General features: G+C 44.2%; 15 protein-coding genes and 1 pseudogene. 5 read left to right on the top strand and 11 right to left on the bottom strand.

Features of this window, described 5'->3' with window-relative positions; translation table 11 throughout:
- Positions 1–196: 196 nt before the first annotated feature.
- From L1D11_RS11285 to L1D11_RS11275, 3 genes are all read left to right on the top strand, one after another.
- The gene (locus L1D11_RS11285; RefSeq protein WP_239834762.1) at positions 197–811 is read left to right on the top strand and encodes an NAD(P)H-dependent oxidoreductase; all 615 of its coding nucleotides are present in this window, start codon (positions 197–199) and stop codon (positions 809–811) included.
- 3 nt (positions 812–814) lie between these two features.
- Complete coding sequence (locus L1D11_RS11280; RefSeq protein WP_239862479.1) at positions 815–2740, top strand: monovalent cation:proton antiporter-2 (CPA2) family protein; 1926 nt, start codon at positions 815–817, stop codon at positions 2738–2740.
- A 163-nt stretch (positions 2741–2903) separates the two neighbouring features.
- The gene (locus tag L1D11_RS11275; protein WP_239862477.1) at positions 2904–4091 is read left to right on the top strand and encodes an IS4 family transposase; all 1188 of its coding nucleotides are present in this window, start codon (positions 2904–2906) and stop codon (positions 4089–4091) included.
- Here L1D11_RS11275 and L1D11_RS11270 read toward each other — a convergent pair.
- Positions 4084–5452 (bottom strand): annotated as a pseudogene (locus L1D11_RS11270) (IS4 family transposase). The gene L1D11_RS11275 and the pseudogene L1D11_RS11270 overlap by 8 nt on opposite strands.
- 428 nt (positions 5453–5880) lie before the next feature.
- Between L1D11_RS11270 and L1D11_RS11265 the strand changes: the two are divergent.
- Both L1D11_RS11265 and L1D11_RS11260 read left to right on the top strand, forming a co-directional pair.
- Complete coding sequence (locus L1D11_RS11265; protein ID WP_102424978.1) at positions 5881–7359, top strand: peptide MFS transporter; 1479 nt, start codon at positions 5881–5883, stop codon at positions 7357–7359.
- Positions 7360–7559: 200 nt separating this feature from the next.
- On the top strand, positions 7560–8342 hold the full coding sequence (locus L1D11_RS11260; protein WP_239834754.1) for a siderophore-interacting protein: 783 nt from the start codon (positions 7560–7562) through the stop codon (positions 8340–8342).
- A gap of 112 nt (positions 8343–8454) precedes the next feature.
- Here L1D11_RS11260 and gntR read toward each other — a convergent pair whose 3' ends face one another.
- From gntR to L1D11_RS11210, 10 genes are all read right to left on the bottom strand, one after another.
- Positions 8455–9456: a gluconate operon transcriptional repressor GntR gene (gene gntR / locus L1D11_RS11255; protein ID WP_239862476.1), complete on the bottom strand. Its 1002-nt coding sequence runs from the start codon at positions 9454–9456 to the stop codon at positions 8455–8457.
- 141 nt (positions 9457–9597) lie between these two features.
- Positions 9598–11106 (bottom strand): NADP-dependent phosphogluconate dehydrogenase, encoded by a 1509-nt coding sequence (gene gndA, locus L1D11_RS11250; protein ID WP_239862474.1) that lies wholly within the window; start codon positions 11104–11106, stop codon positions 9598–9600.
- Positions 11107–11109: 3 nt separating this feature from the next.
- Positions 11110–11607, bottom strand: coding sequence for a gluconokinase (locus tag L1D11_RS11245; protein ID WP_239862472.1), 498 nt, complete (start codon positions 11605–11607; stop codon positions 11110–11112).
- Between the two features lie 118 nt (positions 11608–11725).
- Positions 11726–13048 carry a TRAP transporter large permease subunit gene (locus L1D11_RS11240; RefSeq protein ID WP_128163787.1) on the bottom strand — a complete coding sequence of 441 codons (1323 nt, stop codon included), beginning with the start codon at positions 13046–13048 and terminating at the stop codon, positions 11726–11728.
- On the bottom strand, positions 13041–13598 hold the full coding sequence (locus L1D11_RS11235) for a TRAP transporter small permease subunit (RefSeq protein ID WP_239862470.1): 558 nt from the start codon (positions 13596–13598) through the stop codon (positions 13041–13043). The genes L1D11_RS11240 and L1D11_RS11235 overlap by 8 nt, the downstream gene beginning before the upstream one ends.
- Before the next feature lie 65 nt (positions 13599–13663).
- The gene (locus L1D11_RS11230) at positions 13664–14680 is read right to left on the bottom strand and encodes a TRAP transporter substrate-binding protein (protein ID WP_239862468.1); all 1017 of its coding nucleotides are present in this window, start codon (positions 14678–14680) and stop codon (positions 13664–13666) included.
- Positions 14681–14880: 200 nt separating this feature from the next.
- Positions 14881–15783: a multidrug transporter gene (locus L1D11_RS11225; protein WP_239833467.1), complete on the bottom strand. Its 903-nt coding sequence runs from the start codon at positions 15781–15783 to the stop codon at positions 14881–14883.
- Positions 15784–15940: 157 nt separating this feature from the next.
- Positions 15941–16645: a phosphonate utilization transcriptional regulator PhnR gene (phnR, locus tag L1D11_RS11220; RefSeq protein WP_171368300.1), complete on the bottom strand. Its 705-nt coding sequence runs from the start codon at positions 16643–16645 to the stop codon at positions 15941–15943.
- Between the two features lie 68 nt (positions 16646–16713).
- The gene (locus L1D11_RS11215) at positions 16714–18438 is read right to left on the bottom strand and encodes a putative 2-aminoethylphosphonate ABC transporter permease subunit (protein ID WP_239833468.1); all 1725 of its coding nucleotides are present in this window, start codon (positions 18436–18438) and stop codon (positions 16714–16716) included.
- Between the two features lie 6 nt (positions 18439–18444).
- On the bottom strand, positions 18445–19554 hold the full coding sequence (locus tag L1D11_RS11210; protein ID WP_102423400.1) for a putative 2-aminoethylphosphonate ABC transporter ATP-binding protein: 1110 nt from the start codon (positions 19552–19554) through the stop codon (positions 18445–18447).
- Positions 19555–19624 lie beyond the last annotated feature (70 nt).

Below are 19624 nucleotides of genomic sequence, written 5' to 3'. Positions count from 1 at the left end.
TTAGTTTTACTTAGTCGTAGGGTGAAGGTAAGAGAAACACCTAAATCAGAGCGTGTTTTATATAATTAAGTACTCGATAAACCTATGTATCTAAATAAATAAGTATGGGCTAATTCGTTGTTCTTCAATCATTCTTCTATTATTGTATATCTATAATTCCAATAAGCATTATTCGTTAACGGACAAAGAGGGCTTTATGTCGAAAAATCAAGTCTTGGTGCTATTCGCCCACCCTTCTCAGCATCGCTCTGAAGCAAACAAACCCTTATTCGAACAAGCCAAGCGTATTGATGGCGTGACCTGTGTTGATCTCTACGCCGAATATCCAACTTTCAAAATTAACATCGATCGTGAACAGAAACGTCTGTTGGACCATGACATCATCGTTTTCCAATTCCCACTTTATTGGTATTCAACTCCAGCAATTCTCAAGGAGTGGCAAGATCTGGTTCTTGAGTATGGTTTCGCTTATGGCACTGATGGCAACGAGTTAGAAGGTAAGAAGTTCCTTTGCAGCATTACCGCGGGAGGTAAAGAGGATGCCTACCAAACTGACGGCTACAACCACTTTACCATTCGTGAGCTACTCCACCCTCTTGAACAAACCGCTGCTTTATGTGGTATGGAATATTTAGCACCTTATGCACTATTTGGCTCGCGAACCGCCTTGGAAGAGAACCGCATAACCGAGCATGTTGAGCGCTATAAGTTTTTGTTGGAGTCGCTAGTCGCAGACAATATTGACTACAAAAAAGCAAAGAAAGCCGCGAAGTTAAACCACTATCTCGACGGAATCATCAACAAGGACTAAAGAATGACTGGATATTTTTTACAAGCCTTTATCTACTTAGTTGCCGCCGTGATCGCGGTGCCGATAGCTAAGCGTCTTGGCTTAGGCTCAGTGCTGGGATATTTAATCGCAGGTGTGGTTATCGGACCAATCATCGGCCTTGTCGGTGAGGAAACCACGACCATTCAACACTTTGCCGAATTCGGCGTGGTGATGATGTTGTTCTTAGTTGGTCTTGAGCTTGAGCCTAAGATGCTATGGGCAATGAGAAACCGCTTGATGGGGCTTGGTGGCCTACAAGTAGGAGGCACAGCAGCGATTGTAATGGGCATTGCTCTAGCCTTTAACCAACCTTGGACTATCGCTCTCACTATCGGCTTAATCTTTGCGTTGTCATCGACCGCGATTGTACTGCAAACATTCAACGAGAAAGGCTTGTCTAAGACTGAAGGCGGTAAGAATGCCTTCTCGGTTCTATTATTCCAAGATATTGCCGTTATTCCGATGCTGGCATTCATTCCTCTATTGGCGTTGCCAGAATTGATCGAAGCTGCACAAAGCGCAGCCACTTCAGCTTCTGACCACCATGAAGAGTTAAGTCTGGTTGCTGGTCTACCTGGTTGGGCTTATGGACTTGTGATTACGGCATCTATCGCTATTGTGGTTGTTGGCGGGCACTTCTTAAGCCGTCCACTTTTCCGCTTTGTCGCAAGCTCTGGCCTGCGTGAGATCTTCACGGCAACGGCACTCATGCTGGTTATTGGTATTGCTGCACTGATGAGCCTTGTCGGCTTATCGCCTGCACTAGGCACTTTCCTTGCGGGTGTTGTACTGGCGAACAGTGAATTCAGACACGAACTGGAATCGAACATCGACCCGTTCAAAGGACTGCTGCTTGGACTGTTCTTTATTACGGTAGGTGCGGGAATCAACTTCGATGTTCTGTTCAATGATTTCATCCTAATCATCGGGCTAACTCTGGGTGTCATGTTACTAAAAGCAGCTGTGCTTTTTACCTTGGCATTGATTTTCAAAATCAAGAACAGCGATCGTTGGCTATTTACACTGAGCTTGGCGCAAGCCGGTGAATTTGGATTCGTACTATTAAGCTTCTCGGCGCAAAACCACGTATTGCCGGCTGACATTGTTCAAACGCTCTCACTAGTGGTTGCTCTTTCAATGTTCCTAACTCCGGGCCTGTTTATTTTGTTTGATAAGGTGATTCTGCCTCGTTACGAGCAAAAATCGAATGACCGTGAAGAAGATACTATCGAAGAGAAAGGCACGGTAATCATTGCTGGTATCGGTCGATTCGGTCAGATCGTTAATCGCTTATTGGTATCGAATGATGTCAAAACGGTGGTTCTGGACCATCAGGCTAACCAAGTAGATGTACTGCGCTCTATTAACATCAAGTCCTACTTTGGTGATGCGACTCGTCACGACCTACTACACACCGCGGGTATCGAAGAAGCAGCAATGCTTGTTGTTGCCATCGACAACCAAGACTCAAGCGTGGAGTTGGTCAAGTACGTTAAGCACATCTACCCTAACGTAAAAATCTTAGCTCGTGCGTTCGACCGTGGCCATAGTTATCGCTTAAGAGAAGCGGGTGCTGATTTTGTAGAATCAGAAACGTACCACTCAGCACTTGAAATGGGTGCTGAAGCCTTACGTTCTTTGGGTCATCACCCATTCTTCGTCGAACAGCAAAAATCGACGTATCAACGTGTTGAGAGCCGTAAGTCTGAAAAGCTATACAAAGCTTGGTCTGAAACGGAAGAGAACCCTCGCTACGACAACAACTACCGACAAATATTCATTCACCTTGAAGACGCAATGAAAGAAAATATGAAGAAAGATCGTTCAGACAAACACTCTCGCTCAGAACGTGGGTGGACACCACCACCGAAAGGCTATGCAGATTACTTTGAGGAAGATGAATCCTAGGCAATCATTCTAAACGTATCAAAAAGCGGCTTTTAAGCTAAAACCTATCACTTAAGGTACTTAGAACTGACGAATCCCCACGAAATATTGGTTTTAACTGAGTAGGGGATCGACCTTTGAGCAACTATGTGATCAAATCATTGGAAAAAATGAGATTATCACAGTGACTGTATTTCAAACCCTTAAAGAAGATATTGCAACGACTTACCCTGATATTCACTCCGTCAGGCTAAGTACCGTTTTTACTTTTGTTGAATCTGGAATGCGTGACCAACGAGTTACGGTCACATACCTTGGTCGTGGTCTTAAAAATAGCTCTGATACAGATAAGAAGCACGATATAAAGCGAGCCGACAGGTTAATTGGGAACCCTTACTTGCACAGTGAGCGGCTCTATTTTTATGAGTTCATGACTGAACATTTGGTTGGCCAAAATCCTCACCCTCTTGTCATTGTCGATTGGTCTCCTATCAATGGTCAGGATATGTTTCAAGTACTTAGGGCTAGTATCCCTATGGGTGGAAGAGCCTTAACGTTATATGAAAAAGTGTATCCAGAGTCTGAATTAAACTCAGAAAAGGCCCACATTGACTTGCTGGATAATCTTGCACATTGCTTGCCTGTCGATTGCCAGCCTATCATCTTATCCGATGCTATTTTTAAGACGCCTTGGTTTCAAGCTATCGAGAAAAAAGGATGGTTTTGGGTGGGACGCGCTCGCGGTAACGTTTGTTTATCGGCTGACTCAATAATATGGACTCGCTGTAAAACCTGGTTTGAACAGGCAACCAACCGTGCCACGAAACTGGGCGAAATCTACTATAGCAAGTCGCAAAAGTTTCAATGCCAAGCGGTTATTTATCAAAATAAACAGAAAGGTCGGATTGCAAAGAAAAAGCGAGGTGGGAAGTCACAGTGTACGACAGATAAATACCAGCAGGCGAAAGCGACTGAGCCTTGGTTATTGGTATATAACTTACCCGAGTATGAGAAAGTCAGTGCAACTAAAGTCGTCAAATTATACGCACAGCGTATGCAGGTAGAGGAAGCGTTTAGAGATACAAAAAATGGAAAACTGGGCTTAGGATTGGAGTACGCTAACTCCAAAAGCGCAAAACGTTATGACAATCTGATACTAATCGCATCATTGATAACGTTTATGCTTTGGTGCGTGGGGTTTGTGAGTGCACAACTGACCCAATCCCGCTTGCTGCAAGCCAATACAGAGAGACGAAAGTGCGTCTTGTCTTATGTCTATTTAGGTAGAGAGGTCATCGATGATACCCGATATTGCCCTGATGAACCTTTGTTAATTTACGTGTATAGCCAGTTATCAAAACTGACTATATAGTTTGAAGACTTATGATGAAATTCGTGGGGATCCCACAGTACTTAGAACGTACATTGTAGCGAGTTTTACTAATACGAACGGTCCTAGCTTTGGGCCGTTTTTGTTTTTCTGGCAAAATATAACGTTTCACTCGCTCTCTCATGGCTCGCAGTTTTTTCGGGATTGATCCCGGGGAGACGATAGCACACCACATTAGTTCATCTTGAATGTCACGAACTGCTATCGTAAAACTGATTCTAAGTGGTGACACATTGGCTTCTTTTGCTATCCGACTAATATCAAGACGTACTAGATTATAGTCAATCAGAATGCCTCATATTTCTTTCTCAACACCCTCCATTGACTGGCTAATGAGGAGAATCTCATCCTCAAGCATGTCATGCTTAATCTCTCCGTAGCTATTTTCGATTTCCCACCTTTCGAAGTACACGTCTAATGAAGATTTTAAGCTGTACCCTTTATCGGTTAAAGAGGTGATTAGCCCTTTGATATGCTTTGGCTCTCCTCCTTCAGGGTAAAGAGCTAAACTTGCTTTCCATGTATCTGATAACGTTGAGTCTTGCTTTTGGGCTTGAGGAGAGACTTTCATTTCAACAATAAGGTCATGCCCTTCATCGTCAAGTTACTCAATAACTTCATATTTTACGTCTGACTTTATTGGTATCATCCAATGACTTGTTCCATGCTCTTGTCTCCAGTTAAGCATTATTCTGCACTCAAAGAGCATCGGTCAAAAATGATCAATGAGTTGGGACATAATGAGGTGATTAAATCTTTTGCATAGCTGATTTCACCTTTAGAGCTCTTACCAAAAGTGACATCATGAATAAGACGACTAGGCAATGATTTGAGTCCACACAGCCGCACAACTGGCTACTCAGTATGTCTGTCTTTTCGGTAGTAAACATATTGATAATGCTCAGATAAATAGGGGGGTTGTCATGAGTTCTGAATTGAGTGCCATCGATAGAGAATAAGCTTAAGCCATTCCATGTATCATCTATATCTTCGGACTTTACCCAGTGTTTAGCGGCCATTGAAAATAGTGAATCTAAAGGCCTAGCGGTAAGCCTTTTTCTTGCCTGAGGGATAGCACTTAGTGCAATAGCTTCGCCTAATGAGTTAGATCGCTTGAGGTCAAGCTTGTCTAATACATCAGTAATAAGCCTGTCTCGATAAAGACCAATGCCAACGACTAACCATACAACAAGTTCGGAAGGTAACTTTCTACGGCGCATACTCGCTTTGTTCGTTTCAGATAAAGCTTGGTTTATCCAATCTAGCGGAAGGTCTTTTTGGAACAAAGAAAGAGATTCTGGATTAGCAAAATCGTCAACATCGATTAACCAGTGTGACAGCATAAAAAACACCCTTAAACAAAAGTGCTTAAGGGTATTGTTAACCATCTGTAGGATCGTTCAACTGATCAGGAAAATGCTTATATGATCAGTGTTAAGCCATCAAGCTGGCTTTTTTATTGGCTAGAACCCAGCGGCCAGTTGAAAGTGATACTCACTTAAAAAATTACCGAATGACTTCCTCTTACTTCCCCTTTAATAGTACATTACTTAGCCACAAATGAATATGGTGAAATTTCATACAAGCATGCATCCACAAGCAAAATCTAATATTGCAAATTTCATTCATGAAAAATATGAATGCACTTATAAGAAAAGATATATCGAGCAAAGTCCCATTTGGGATGGATGTTTCATTTTATGTATCACTATTGATGGTATTATAATTGGGTGATTACACTACATATTAATACTAATGTGAGAATAAAATAATGTGGAATAGATTAAACAAATCAATGATGTTCTGCCAAATGATGTTTGGACTTTCGTTCTATGGCGTCATGGTGATCTTGACTCGTTTCTTCCTTGAGGACCTTAACTACAACGAAGCTGACACCATGATGGTAGTTGGTGCTTTCTCTGCAATTGGGCCACTGTTTGCTATCGCAGGTGGTTTCATCGCTGACAAATTCTTAGGTGCTTACCGCTCTTTGACCATCGCCTTCCTTGGGTTCGCGAGTGGTTACGTTTTGCTGGTGCTAGGCGCAGCAGCAACCAATGTTCCTATGGCGTTGTGTGGTATTGCGTTAGCAAGTTATGCACGTGGTTTGATGTCTCCTTCTTACCCAAGTCTCTACAAACGCACGTTCAAAACACAAGAAGATTTTGAAAACTGCTACCCTATCAACTACTCAGTAAACAACATTGGTGCACTGTTAGGTCAATACTTATTCCCTATGCTAGTGCTTGTTGTTGGCTTCCACGGTGGCTTCCTTCTGTCTGCTGTTTTAGCAGGCGCAGCACTACTGATGATGTTGTTTGTACGTAAGGGCCTTGTTGAAGCAAGTGCTGAGATCGACCAGCAACCGGTAAGCACTAAAAACTGGGCAGCTTTCCTTGGCCTATCTGCCGCAATGATCGGCTTAGTATTTTTCATGTTCTCTAACATGGATATCGGCCAAAACATCGTTTATGCGATCGGTGCTGCAGCCATTATCTACTTTGTCTCTTTGATGGTGAAATCGAAGAAATCAGACATGCTAAAAATGGGCACGATCTTAATCATCACATTCCTGACTACATGTTTCTTCGTGTACTACGGCCAAATGATGACATCGATGACAATGGTAGCGATCAACACAATGCGTGGTGACCTATTCGGCTTCATCCCTGTTGCTCCAGAAGCGTCAATGGCAATGAACCCACTATGGTGTATGGTCGCAGGTCCTATCATCGCCGGTATCTTCTCTGGCCTAGAAAAGAAAAACATCAACTTCTCTACCGCAACGAAAGTAGGTTTCTCTTTCATCCTGACGGCTATAGCTTTTGGTATCCTGACAATGGCAGTGACTACCGTGGGTGAAGACGTTCTGATTCGCCCTGAAGTATTCCTAGCAATCCACTTCTTCTTAGCATTCGGTGAAGTAATTGTGGGTTCTATGGTAGTGGCATTCATCCTGTCTGTGGCTCCTAAGCACATCGAGAACTTCTCTGTAAGCTTATTCTCTGTAGCAATCGCACTATCAGGTATCGTTGGCGCGGTATTCTCAACGTCAATCGCACTAGAAAAAGGTCAAGAGATCACGCAAGAGATCGTGCAAACGGTATACGGCGATTACTTCCAAATGCTGACTGTTCTTGCGGTAGTAATGGTAGGTATTGCGATGGCTGCATCTTTCATTATTCGTAAGATGCTTGAAGCAGCAAAAGCCGCTGATGAAACCATTCAACTAGAAGAAGCAAACAGCTAATCACGCTATTATTCAGCAAGCTATTCATCGAGCCCTTTAGTTTACTAAAGGGCTTTTTTGTTGATAAAAGTTAGCAATATAAGCAAAACACTCTTAACTAAATTGTCCTTGTGTAAATTACAGTAAATGATAATTATTAGTATTGAGTGTTTTCTGGTTCGAGATTATGATGTGTGCATCAAAATCTAAGAGAGCCTTATATGAGCAAGCCTAGCCCTATCACATTAACCGTTACTCAAACCTCAACCATTACTCCAAACATGCAGCGTATTACGTTTAGCGGTGAGGGATTAAGTAAGTACCCAGCTGAATGTGTAGGTGGCTACATCAAGCTTCTATTCTCGCCACTAGGCACCACTGACTTGAGTCAATTAGATGAAGGTGAGCGTCCAACCATGCGCACCTACACCATTCGCCACTACAATCCTGTAGAGAAGTTCATCGAGGTCGATTTCGTTCGCCATATCACTAAAGATCTACAATGTGGCTTTGCTGCGAGATGGGCAATGAGCGCACAAGTTGGCGATACTATTTCAGTAGCAGGTCCGGGGTTAATTCAGGGGTTAAACCTTGAGTCGGATTGGTTCTTCTTAGTGGCAGATATGACTTCACTCCCTGCGCTTTCAGCAAAAGTAAAAACACTTCCAGAAAACGCAACAGGTCACGCTGTTATTCAGATCAGTTCAGCTGCAGACAAGCAAGAACTTGAAGCCCCTGAAGGCATCAAGATCACTTGGTTAATTGAAGATCAAACGTCAGAAACGTTGTCACAAGCGGTCCGCAACTTAACGTGGTTAGATGGTCAGGTTTCAGTATGGACAGCGTGTGAATTTGAAAGCATGCGTGAACTCAGACAGTACTTCAGAAACGAAAAAGAAGTCGCGAAAGAGAACATCTACATCAGCAGCTACTGGAAACGTGGCGTCAGTGAAGATGGGCACAAGGTTATCAAACAGCAAGATGCTCAAGCTCTAGCGGACTAGGCCAATCACCAAATAGCCCGTCTCAAGATCAAATACGAAAACGCCCTTAACGATCAACCCATCGTTAAGGGCGTTTTTAATTTCTAATGAAGACTGAAATAGAGCGTTAAGATTAGATGCTTTCGCCTAATTCAATCTCGTAACCTAGATCAAGCTTAGCAACCCACTCTTTATTGCCTTTTAAACGCGCTACAACTTGTTCTGCGGCGACTTTACCAATTTGCTCCCTAGGTGTAACCACAGTGGCTAAACGAGGTGTCATCGCTACTGTAATGTCGTGTCCGTGGAAACCTGCAATTGCCATCTGCTCAGGTACTTGAATACCACGTCGCATACATTCGTAGAAAGCACCAATCGCTAGATCATCGTTGGTACAGAAAATGCCATTGACCTGCGGGTGCTTCTCTATCAACTCTCCTATGAGCTTTGCACCTAAAGTAAACGAAGATGCATCCTCAGTTTGCAATGTGACAGGGTCTTTACCAGCCTCCTGCATTGCATGTTCATAACCCGCCATTTTCAAGCGAGTACGTTCATCCATACGAGCCGCCAAATAAGCAATATTGGTACGCCCTCTTTCTAGCATTGTCTTTGTCATCGCCCTAGCGGCTTCGAAGTTATCAAAGCCAACCGCTTGCTCAATCCGAGGCGATACCGAATCCATAATTTCAATAACAGGGATCGAAGCGGTCTGAAGCATTTTACGAGCTCTCTCGGTATGGACATTTTCAGAAAGAATAATGGCATCCACATTGTACGAGAGCAGTGAAGCAATGCTCTGCTCTTCCAACTCTGCGCTATAACCATAGTGGGCAATCATTGTTTGATAGCCGGCTGGAGCGGTGACTTGCTCAATGCCACGGATAACTTCTGCAAAAACTTGGTTAGTTAATGAAGGGACCAACACACCGATAGCATTACTCTTTGCATTGGAAAGAATATCAGGGGCACGGTTTGGGATATAGCCGAGCTCCTCAACAGCGGCATTGATCTTATCTCGCAGCGCTTCTGATACTTGAGAGGAATCTCGCAGACAGCGACTAACCGTCATCTTGGTGACGCCAACTAGGTTGGCAACATCTTGTAATGTAGGACGTTTTTTCTTGTTCGACATAATTAGTAATTATTATTTTTTTGACTTATGTTACTGGTAACAGTGTATCCAACTGACGTGGAATTTGAAGCCTAATCGATTAAAATATTGATATAGCATCACAAATACAAACGCCCTAATAGATAGGGCGTTACATATGATTTAAGCGTTGACCTTTACTTCCGTTCTTGGAGACTGACTCCAAGTCACATGAAACTTTTCCGCTTCATCTCTATCGACTCTAGAATATGTGTGAGAACCAAAATAGTCCCGTTGTGCTTGCAGTAAATTCGCAGGCAACACTTCACAGCGCAGAGAATCAAAGTAGCTCAATGCAGAGCTAATTCCTGGCATCGGCACTCCATATAAAGCAGAGTTAGCAACCGCGATACGCCAAGCAAGCTCACGCTCTTCCACTTGTTTGATGAAAGCCGCATCAAACAACAGGTTCGATAGCTCTCCATTTTGTTGATACGCCGCAGTAATACTCTGCAAGAAAGCCGCACGGATAATACAGCCTGCTCGCCAGATTTTAGCGATCTGAGTGAAATCCAGATTCCAGCCCTCTTTGTCAGATGCCGTCTTCAACAAGTCAAAACCTTGCGCATAAACAGACAGCTTAGCGCAGTAAAGTGCGTCATGTAGCTCCGAGATGACCTCAGCTTTATCCAGCTGACTTGCATCAGCAATGTTGCCTTTTAACAGCTGGCTGCCTTGGATACGCTGCGATTTTTGACCACTCATCGCGCGCGCATAAACCGCTTGTGCAATCGTTGGCGTTGGGCAACCTTCTTGAAGGCTGTTTACTACTGTCCACAGCCCTGTGCCTTTCTGCCCTGCTTTATCAAGTACTACCTCAACAAATGGCTTACCAGTAACTACATCTTCTTGTTGAAGGATGTCAGCACTGATCTCCATCAGGTAGCTGTTAAGTACGCCCTTGTTCCACTGTTCGAAAACTTGACCAATCTCTTGAGCCGGCATTTTCAGAACATCACGCATGAAATGGTACACCTCACAAATAAGCTGCATATCGGCGTATTCAATACCGTTATGTACCATCTTAACGTAGTGGCCTGTGCCTGAAGGACCGACATACGCGGCACATGCTTCGCCTGCTTCAAATTGAGCAACGGGCAAACCGTTCACATCTACTTTTGCCGCAATCGCTTCCCACATTGGTTTTACATATTGCCAAGCCGACTGATCACCGCTTGCCATCAATGCAGGACCGACACGTGCCCCTTCTTCACCACCAGAAACAGCAGTACTGAAAAAGCGAAGCTTACCCTTGTAGTTCAGCTCGCGAGTCTCGGTATCCGTCCACAGGCTGTTACCCGTGTCGATAACAATATCGTCACTCTCCAAACCCGCATCCAACAGGTTATTTACGACGATATCAACCGGCTTTCCTGCAGGAACCGACAATGCAATAACTCGTGGTTTAGCTAACCCTTGCAATACATGCTCGAGGCTAGCGCCTTTGGTGAACTCTCCTTTACCTTCAAAGGATTCGTTGAGCAGCTTGGCTTCCGAATTCGCGCGTTCAATGTTGTCAGAATTAAGGTCGAAGCCTGCGACATTAAATCCATTATCAAGTAGGTTTAGTGCTAGGCTCTTGCCCATGACACCTAAACCAATCATCGCAATATCATTTTTTATCTGAGTCATGGTTTAGCCTATTTGTTTAATTTGCTTCAGTGCACTTTCGACGACCTGTTCAACATCTTGTGATATGTCGACAAACAATGCTTCATCTGGCTCTGGCTCAACCAAGGTTGCGAATTGGCTCTTCAGCATTTCTTGACCGTTAAAGTAATGGTTTTCACGTGCTTTGTGACGATTCCAAATGGTATCGAAACTACCTTTAAGATATACGATGACCAACTCTTCATTATTGCTGCGCAAAATAGCGCGGTACTGAGGTTTCAATGCCGAACAAGCGATGACAGCACTTGGTTGCTTAATAAATTGTTTATTTAGAGTTTCTAGCCATCCTTGACGATCTTCATCTGTCAGTGGGATACCTTGACGCATTTTTTCTACGTTACTTTGTGGATGGAAATCATCTCCATCGAAAAACTGAAGCGTTAATGCTTCTGCAATACGGCTACCAATCAGGCTTTTTCCGCATCCAGATACGCCCATCACGAGTATTTTTTTGCTTTTCATAAGGCAAGCCTTCCCTAAGCCCTAACCAAAATTGGGGCTGACAATCGAATCTATTATTTAAACTGGTGTTGCTGAGGCTCGGTTCCTGAACCCTATATTTGGTCAGGAACCTTTCATGTTATTGCCACCAAAGCGCAAGCTGAGGGAAGATAATAACCATGGCCAACACGAATATTTGAAGTCCAATAAACGGCAGTAGTGAAGAGAAAATCTCGCCCAAGCTAATGTCTTTTGGCGCTACCGATTTTAAGTAGAATGCCGCTGGACCAAACGGTGGTGACAAGAAAGACACCTGCATGTTTAGACAGAACACAACACCAAACCACACAGGGTCAAAACCAAGGCCTGTAATGATTGGAACGAAGATTGGCATGGTTAGAAGTGCTACACCTACCCAGTCAAGGAACATACCAAGCACTAGCAAGATTGCCATCATGATTAACAGCGTAACCATTGCGTTGCCGCCACTTAGCGCAAGGATGGTTTCTTCAACAAAATCAATACCGCCCATCAAGTTGTAAATACCAACCAGTGCACTCGCACCGATACCAATCCACATGATCATGCCGCAGGTACGCATGGTCGCGATGGCACTCTCTTTCAGCATGTTGAAGTTCAGCTCACCACGAATTAACGCGCTGATCATGATACCAACTACACCCAGTGCTGACGCTTCCGTTACCGAAGCGATACCGGTGTAAATACTACCTAGAACCGTTGCAACAGAAAGCAGTGGGAAGAACAGCGCTTTGAAGTAACTAGGCTGATTCGCGATGTCTTCTTCTGTCTCTTCATCACTAGGAATTGGAGCAAGAGAAGGGTTCAACTTACAGCGAATTAGTACATAACCGATGTAACAACCCGCAAGGATAAACGCTGGTAAAAACGATGCTTTAAACAAGTCACCAATTGAAACACTGGCTGTCATACCGTAGATGATCAACACGATACTTGGTGGCAGCATGGTTCCGAGCGCACCACCCGCACAGGTTGTACCGATGGCAAGTTTTCGGTCGTAACCTAAGCGAAGCATTTGAGGTAGAGCAAGAATGCCGAGCAGTACAGTTTCACCACCGATTACGCCAGACATCGAAGCAAGTAAAACGGCGACCAATAAGGTTTGTACTGCAACGCCACCACGAACCTTACGACCAACAGATTTCATTGCATCGAACAAGTCACGTGCGATACCAGAACGGTCCAAGAGAGCTGCCATCAATACAAACATTGGTACTGCGAGGAATACATAACCAGAAGCAAAGCTGTAAGTGCGGCTCGCAATCAAAGGTAATGCATCAGGGCCAAACCAACATAGAGTGAAGAAAATGGCAACAAAGCCTGTGACGAAAGCCAGCTGCATACCCGTTAGTAGCAAACCAATCATCATAACGAGCATGAGCAAACTGCCCCATGCGATACCAATCGAAGATAAATCAAACATTGTCATTCTTCCTTAGACCCATCAACTCTTGGATTAGGTGCAATACAAACTGGACAACAAGAACACATAAAACGACAAAAATTAGACCTTTCAGCAAAGCTGGGTATGGAGCGTTTAATACCGAACCTGATGTTTCAAGGCGAAATTCACCCCAAGGTGCAAACCACGCTTCTTGCGCAGTAAAGTAAGCTGCGTAAGCAAGCATGCCAGCAAAAGCTAAACCAACAATGTGGTGAACAAGAGTAAGATACTTACGTGTTTGTTTAGAAACAGAATCGTAGATAAGAACAACACGTACATGTTTATCAGCCGCGAAAGCGTAAATGCCACCGATAATGAATAGGGAACCACCAATAAATGAAGCCGTTTCATGTACCCATGTGGTTGGGGCATCAAATACATAGCGCATCACAACTTCGTAAAATGAAATCAATACAGTGAAGATGAACAACCAGCTAACTAAGTTACTGAATTTTATGATAAGACGATCAAGCATATTTCTAGGCTGTTCATCGTTTTCAGCTGGTGCGTGAGGGATTTTGTCTGTCATGGGCCAAATTTCCTGGGAAAAAACGGGAGAGCAATGCTCTCCCCCATCAATAAGCTAAGTTTGAATTACAGTAAGCCGTTGTCTTCTAGGAACGCAGTTACTGAATCATAAACTTTCTGTGCGTTCTCAGAACGCTCTGCGAATACTTTCCATTGACCTTTTGCAATCTCACGGAACTTCTTACGCTCTTCTTGAGACCAGTCATGGATAGTGATTTCTGGGTTCGCTTGTGCTTCTTTAATTGCCGCTTGGTCAGCCATTTTCAGCTGAGTCGTCATGTCGTAAGAGAAGTCACGAACTGATGTTTGTAGGATGGTTTGAAGGTCCGCTGGCATCTTATCCCATTTTTTCTGAGAAACAGAGATATCGATAAGCGGTAGTGAGTGGAAACCAGGTTGAACTGGGTGAGTCGCGATATCGTTCATGCCCGCTTTTTGGTTTGTCGAAAATACCGTGTAGTCCGCAGCATCAATTACGCCCTTGCTTAGGCCAGTAAATACTTCAGAGCCAGGCAGGTTTACAGGGGTTGCACCTGCAGCGGCAAATACTTGTTGCACTAGACCTTCTGGCGCACGCAGTTTAAGACCTTTCAGATCATCAACACCGTCGATTGGCTTTTTAGAGATGAAGGACTCAACACCTGTTGTTGATGCACCTACGAATTGAACGCCGTAAGGTTTGTAAAGCTCAGTCATTAGCTCGTTACCACCGCCGTAGTTCATGTACTGAAGCAGCTGAGTTGTATCTGACCATGCACCAACCATGTTACCGATTAGGCCAAAAGCAGGATCTTTACCTGAGAAGTAACCCGTTGCTGTGATATGACCATCTAGGATACCCATCTTAATAGCGCCTAGTGTTTCAGTGTGCTTAACCACAGCACCGACTGGTAGAAGGTCGATGTCGATGCGTCCGTTAGACATCGTTTCTACGCGCTCAGCCCACTTCTGCTGAACTTTGAAGTTCAAATCGCCAGAAGGATCTGAAGATTGAATCTTAAGTTTAAAGTCTGCAGCCATTGCTGAAGTAGCAAATAGGCCAGTGAGGGAAGCAGCAATCAGCGTTTTAGTCAGAGCTTTCATTTGGGTATCCTTATGAGTTTCACAGAGTCCGGCTTGTTGTTATATGTTACCGGTAACGTTGGAGTGGATGTTACCGGTAACTTTACAGCCTTGTCTATGAGGAGGATCACACCTTTAACATTAGTAAAACGTTTGCTATCAATAAGGAAAATGAGACCAAAAAGTCACACTTTAGGATGATATGAGATATAAAAGTCGCTTTAAATCAGCGAAGTAACTAGACCGATGAGAATCAAAACAACGCCTATACCGCGAGTCATGTGCCACTTTTCCTTCAAAAAGTAGATCCCCATCACGACACCGAAGATGATGCTTACCTGCCGAAGTGCAACCACTAAGCTGACGTTCTCTGTCATGGTCATTGCAAACAGCACCAATCCATAAGTCGACGCCATCATAATGCCGGCCACCGTGGCCTTCTTGCGTAGTATCCAAGCATTCGTAAACTCGACACTTTGGTTAGTTACCAGTAACCAAATACTCAGCGGAATCACGATTGCCCAAAACTGAATACCTAAATAGAAAATCGCCGTGTGTTTGTTGGTAATAACCGTTGTGCTTAAAGGCTCCAATAACAGCAGCGCCTCTTTATCGATGATCGAGTAGCCGGTGGTACCGATAGCGGCGATAAGTGCCCAAAGCACGCCAAGATTCAGGTAAGCTTTGAGCCTCAGCTCAGAGAACTGTTTCAATGGAACAAACAAACAACCCAATGTAATCAAGGTAAATCCAACCCATTGATTAACGGAAAGATCATAGCCAATCAAGACTGTACCCAAACCAACCATCAACACAGGCAACGCTCGAGCCATCGGATAAATGACACCTATATCAGCTTGTTTATAAGCAGCACCCAATCCAATTAGATAAATAATTTGGCAGATCCCACTAAGCAAAACCAATTGCCAAAATGGAAGAGAGATATTTGAAAATCCAACATTATCGACATACCAAATAAGGTAAGGAGTCAATATCGCTGCAGCCGCAAACCCAGAGGCCAGGAAAAACGATGAACCAGATCCTTGGTTGGATTTACCGAGAACATTCCAACCCGCATGCAATAAAGCGGAGATAATGACGATAACAATGGCAGAGAATTCCATTTCTTTCCTAATAAAATTGGTAAATAGATAAATAAAAGCAACAGCTTAATTGAAGTGATAAAAAAGGTCTCTGGATGAGAGACCTTAAATCATTGAAACCGGACGCCCCTACAGAATTATAAGGAACCCGTTAGTTAACAACACTATGTCGGAGTGATTAGCGCTCGAGTTGGGCTATCGATTCAATACTGATTGCATCGTGGCGCCAATACTCAATATCACAATCAATCAAATCGCCGTTTTGGTTGTAGTTAATACGCTCTACCACCATGGCCGGAGAACCTGAAGTCGCACGCAGAGCTTGTGCTGTTTCGCCCAATAGTGACGTTGTGCTCACGCGATAACGGATCTTCTGATACACCACACCAAAATGCTCACGGTAAATGTCCGTCAGTGATTTCGATAAATCATGTTCAAGCAAGTTAGGAAAAAGCTCTGGTCGGATATAGTTTGTCACATACACAACTGGCCTATCTTCAAGATAACGAACTCTATCTACGCGATAAACGTCTGAGAAAGGAGGCAGTTCAAGAAGCTTGGTCGCCTCCTTGGTAGCTAACATCCCTTTGGCAGCGATCAGCTCAGTTTTCGGCTGTCGATTCTGCGACAACGCCATATTAGTGAAATTTAGCGTTTGAGTTGGGTCGTAGCGAAGTGGCGCTGGTGAGATAAACCAACCACGTCGGTCTTCTCGATAAATGCGTCCTTCGGCTTCAAGTGAAGATAATGCTTCACGCAGCGTCACTCTCGTCGTATCAAACGACTCAGCAAGCTTACGTTCTGCAGGCAGTTTTTGTCGTGGTGTTAACATCCCAGACTCAATCTGCTCTACGATGACATCTTTGATTTTTACGTACTGCACTTAATTTCCTTTCATTCTTATTCTTGTCGTCAGCCACTCCTTGGCCAACTGCAATATAAAATGGTTCGCTAGCGCTTTCGCCAAGCTTGAGTGCGCTTCTCAAATAACTTGTTGATCAGCATATGAATCAACTTCGCGCTCGCTGCGGATATCATGATCATCACCGCCATGGCTGCTGCTGCACCGGTTTGCCCCGCATCGTCCATATTCAGTACTGAAACTGACGCAGGTATCGTATCGGTAGAATACAAGAATACTACCGCAGATGTGGTGGTGAGTGCATTAATAAACAGGTATGTCGCAATATCTAAAATGGCAGGCAGACAAACGGGTACCGTCACTTTAAAGAACAACTTGTACTGCGGAAGATTTACAGAGGCCGCGGTTGCTTCAATTTCCGCAGGCAGCTGCTTTAACGCAGTTAACACCGTCATGTGACCCACAGTGTAGTAGTGAACCACAGTGTTTATCACCAAGAACGCCATTGTGCCATACAAGAAGTTAAGTGGATTACTCAAGTCATTGAAGTAAAAGATATAGCCCAAACCCAGTACCATCCCCGGAACCGCCATAGGTACCACACTGAGCATCTGCATTGCCTGACGAACAGGACCAAACGCTCTACCCTTCTCAATACAGTACGCGCCTAAGAAAATCAGTATGGTACCGATTATCGCAGTCCAAGCACCTAACGTTAATGAGTTGAAGAATGGAGTCCAACCATAGGTACTCATTTCTGCAAAGTTATAGTTATTCAGTGTAAGGGCTTTGTTCCAAGGCCAAAAAGTGACCATTGATCCGTATACCGCCATACCGAGAACAATAACCACAGCCGCGGATATCGCTGCACAATACAGAAAACATGCACCGTCACGCAGGGCGTTCGGCTCTGGCTGGTAGGCGACTGAGCGAGTATCAAACAAACTCTTCTGCTTCTTTTGCACCCAACGATCAACGGTAAAGGCTAACAATGCAGGCAATAACAGTAAAATACTGGTCACCGCACCCATCGAGAAGTTTTGCTGACCAACTACCTGCTTAAAAATATCCGTCGATAGAACGTTGTAGCTACCACCAATGACCTTCGGCACACCAAAGTCACAAACCACCAGCGTAAACACCACGATAAGTGTACTGATCAGCCCATACTTGGCTGCAGGTAACGTCACCATGAAGAAGGTTTTGAAAGATGAAGTATTCAGTGCGCGAGCCGCTTCGTATAAGCGTGCATCCGAGGTTCTTAATGAGGTAGTAAGAATCATTAGAGCGTGTGGAAAGGTCCAGAATATCAAGCCTAATGAGATACCAATCAAGCCATATACCGAATTACCGCCTAAGACCTCTTTAGCGATGCCTTGGTTACCAAACAGAAAAATCAAACTGATTGCTGGAAGCAGCGAGGGGGCAAGGATAGGTGCAGAGCCCAACACCTGAAATAGCCCCTTAAAAGGCATACATGAGCGAGTCAACGCATAAGCATAACCAAACGCCAGAACACCAACGACAACCGTTACCAGTATGCCAAGCGTAAATGTATTACCCACGGACTGCCAAAGGCTTTGCGAGGCGAAATACGTAGCGAAGTTCTGTAGACCTACAAATTCGCCATCCGCATTCTGAACGCTTTTTTTCAGCATCGCCCACAAAGGCATCAGGATAAACAGCGTCATGACTACAGACAGAAATGCCAACAGCCCAAATAGAATCACATTGTCCGTGCTTAACCGAGCCAGAAAAGGCTGTACTCGTCGTTGAATTAGCAGCTTAGATTGCATCATTTGAGTCGATTCCATGATTGTTTACGCCGCCTCGTCTTTCATCACTTGAACACTTTTCGATGGATAAGCTCGTAAGCCTTCTTGATCAAACGCTACGTAACGAATATCACTGCGACGCAGTTTCAATCGATTGAACTCTTTGACTGGCACATCAACGATTATCTCTTTTGCCGTAGAGTCATGCTGCAATTGACATTCGACGCGATAAAACGCGCCCAGAAATTCGCTCGAAAGGATTCTTACCGGCAGTGACTCATTAAAACGATCAACGAACTGGATTTGCTCTGGGCGAACTGCAATATCAAATACATCCCCCTGCTTTGGAGTCAGATTGTCTAGTCCAGGAAGTGGCAACATAGACTCAGCAATACGCATCTTGCCCTGCACAGCCACAGAGGCTTGAATGAAGTTCATGCTACCGACAAACTCCGCAACAAAACGACTCGCTGGTTTTTGGTAGATCTCTTGCGGCGCACCCACCTGCTCAATAACCCCATGGTTCATGACCACGATGCGGTCTGCCATAGTCAAAGCTTCGTCTTGATCGTGTGTCACCATGATCGTGGTGATGCCCAATTTGCGCTGTAATTGACAAATTTCATCACGCAGGTGTGTTCTTACTTTCGCATCGAGTGCAGACAGCGGCTCATCAAGCAGAAGTAACCCAGGAGACAGTGCTAATGCGCGAGCCAGCGCCACACGCTGCTGCTGTCCACCAGACAATTGATTCGGATACTTTTGACCGGATGTTGGTAAGCCGATGGTTTCTAGCCAAGATTCCACCGTTTCTAGTGCTTCTTTGGTCGACATGCCTTGGTTTTTCAAGCCGATCGCAATGTTTTCTTCCACTGTCAGGTTAGGGAAAAGAGCGTAAGATTGGAACACGATGCCAAAGTCACGCTTTTCTGGTGGTAAAAAGGTCGTGTCGCGACCATTTTGCTCAATTGAGCCTGAAGTTGGTAAATCTAGACCCGCAATAGCACGTAATAAGGTAGTTTTTCCACAGCCAGATGGGCCAAGGAAACAGACGAACTCGCCTTTTTCAATAGATAAGGAGATGTCTTTAAGCGCTGTAAATTGACCGAATTGCTTTACAACGTTTTCAATATTCAAATAAGTTTGGTTGCTCATACTACAGCACTCTTTAAATGGTATATACCAAATTTAAACTTTGAATATTTCAGTTGAGTGACAAATTTAT

Origin of the sequence: Vibrio sp. Isolate32, from assembly GCF_022397955.1 — a bacterium.
In the GTDB taxonomy this organism is placed as follows: domain Bacteria; phylum Pseudomonadota; class Gammaproteobacteria; order Enterobacterales; family Vibrionaceae; genus Vibrio.
Note: the sequence above shows the minus strand (reverse complement) of the source record. Positions and strands in the feature narration are given on the sequence as shown.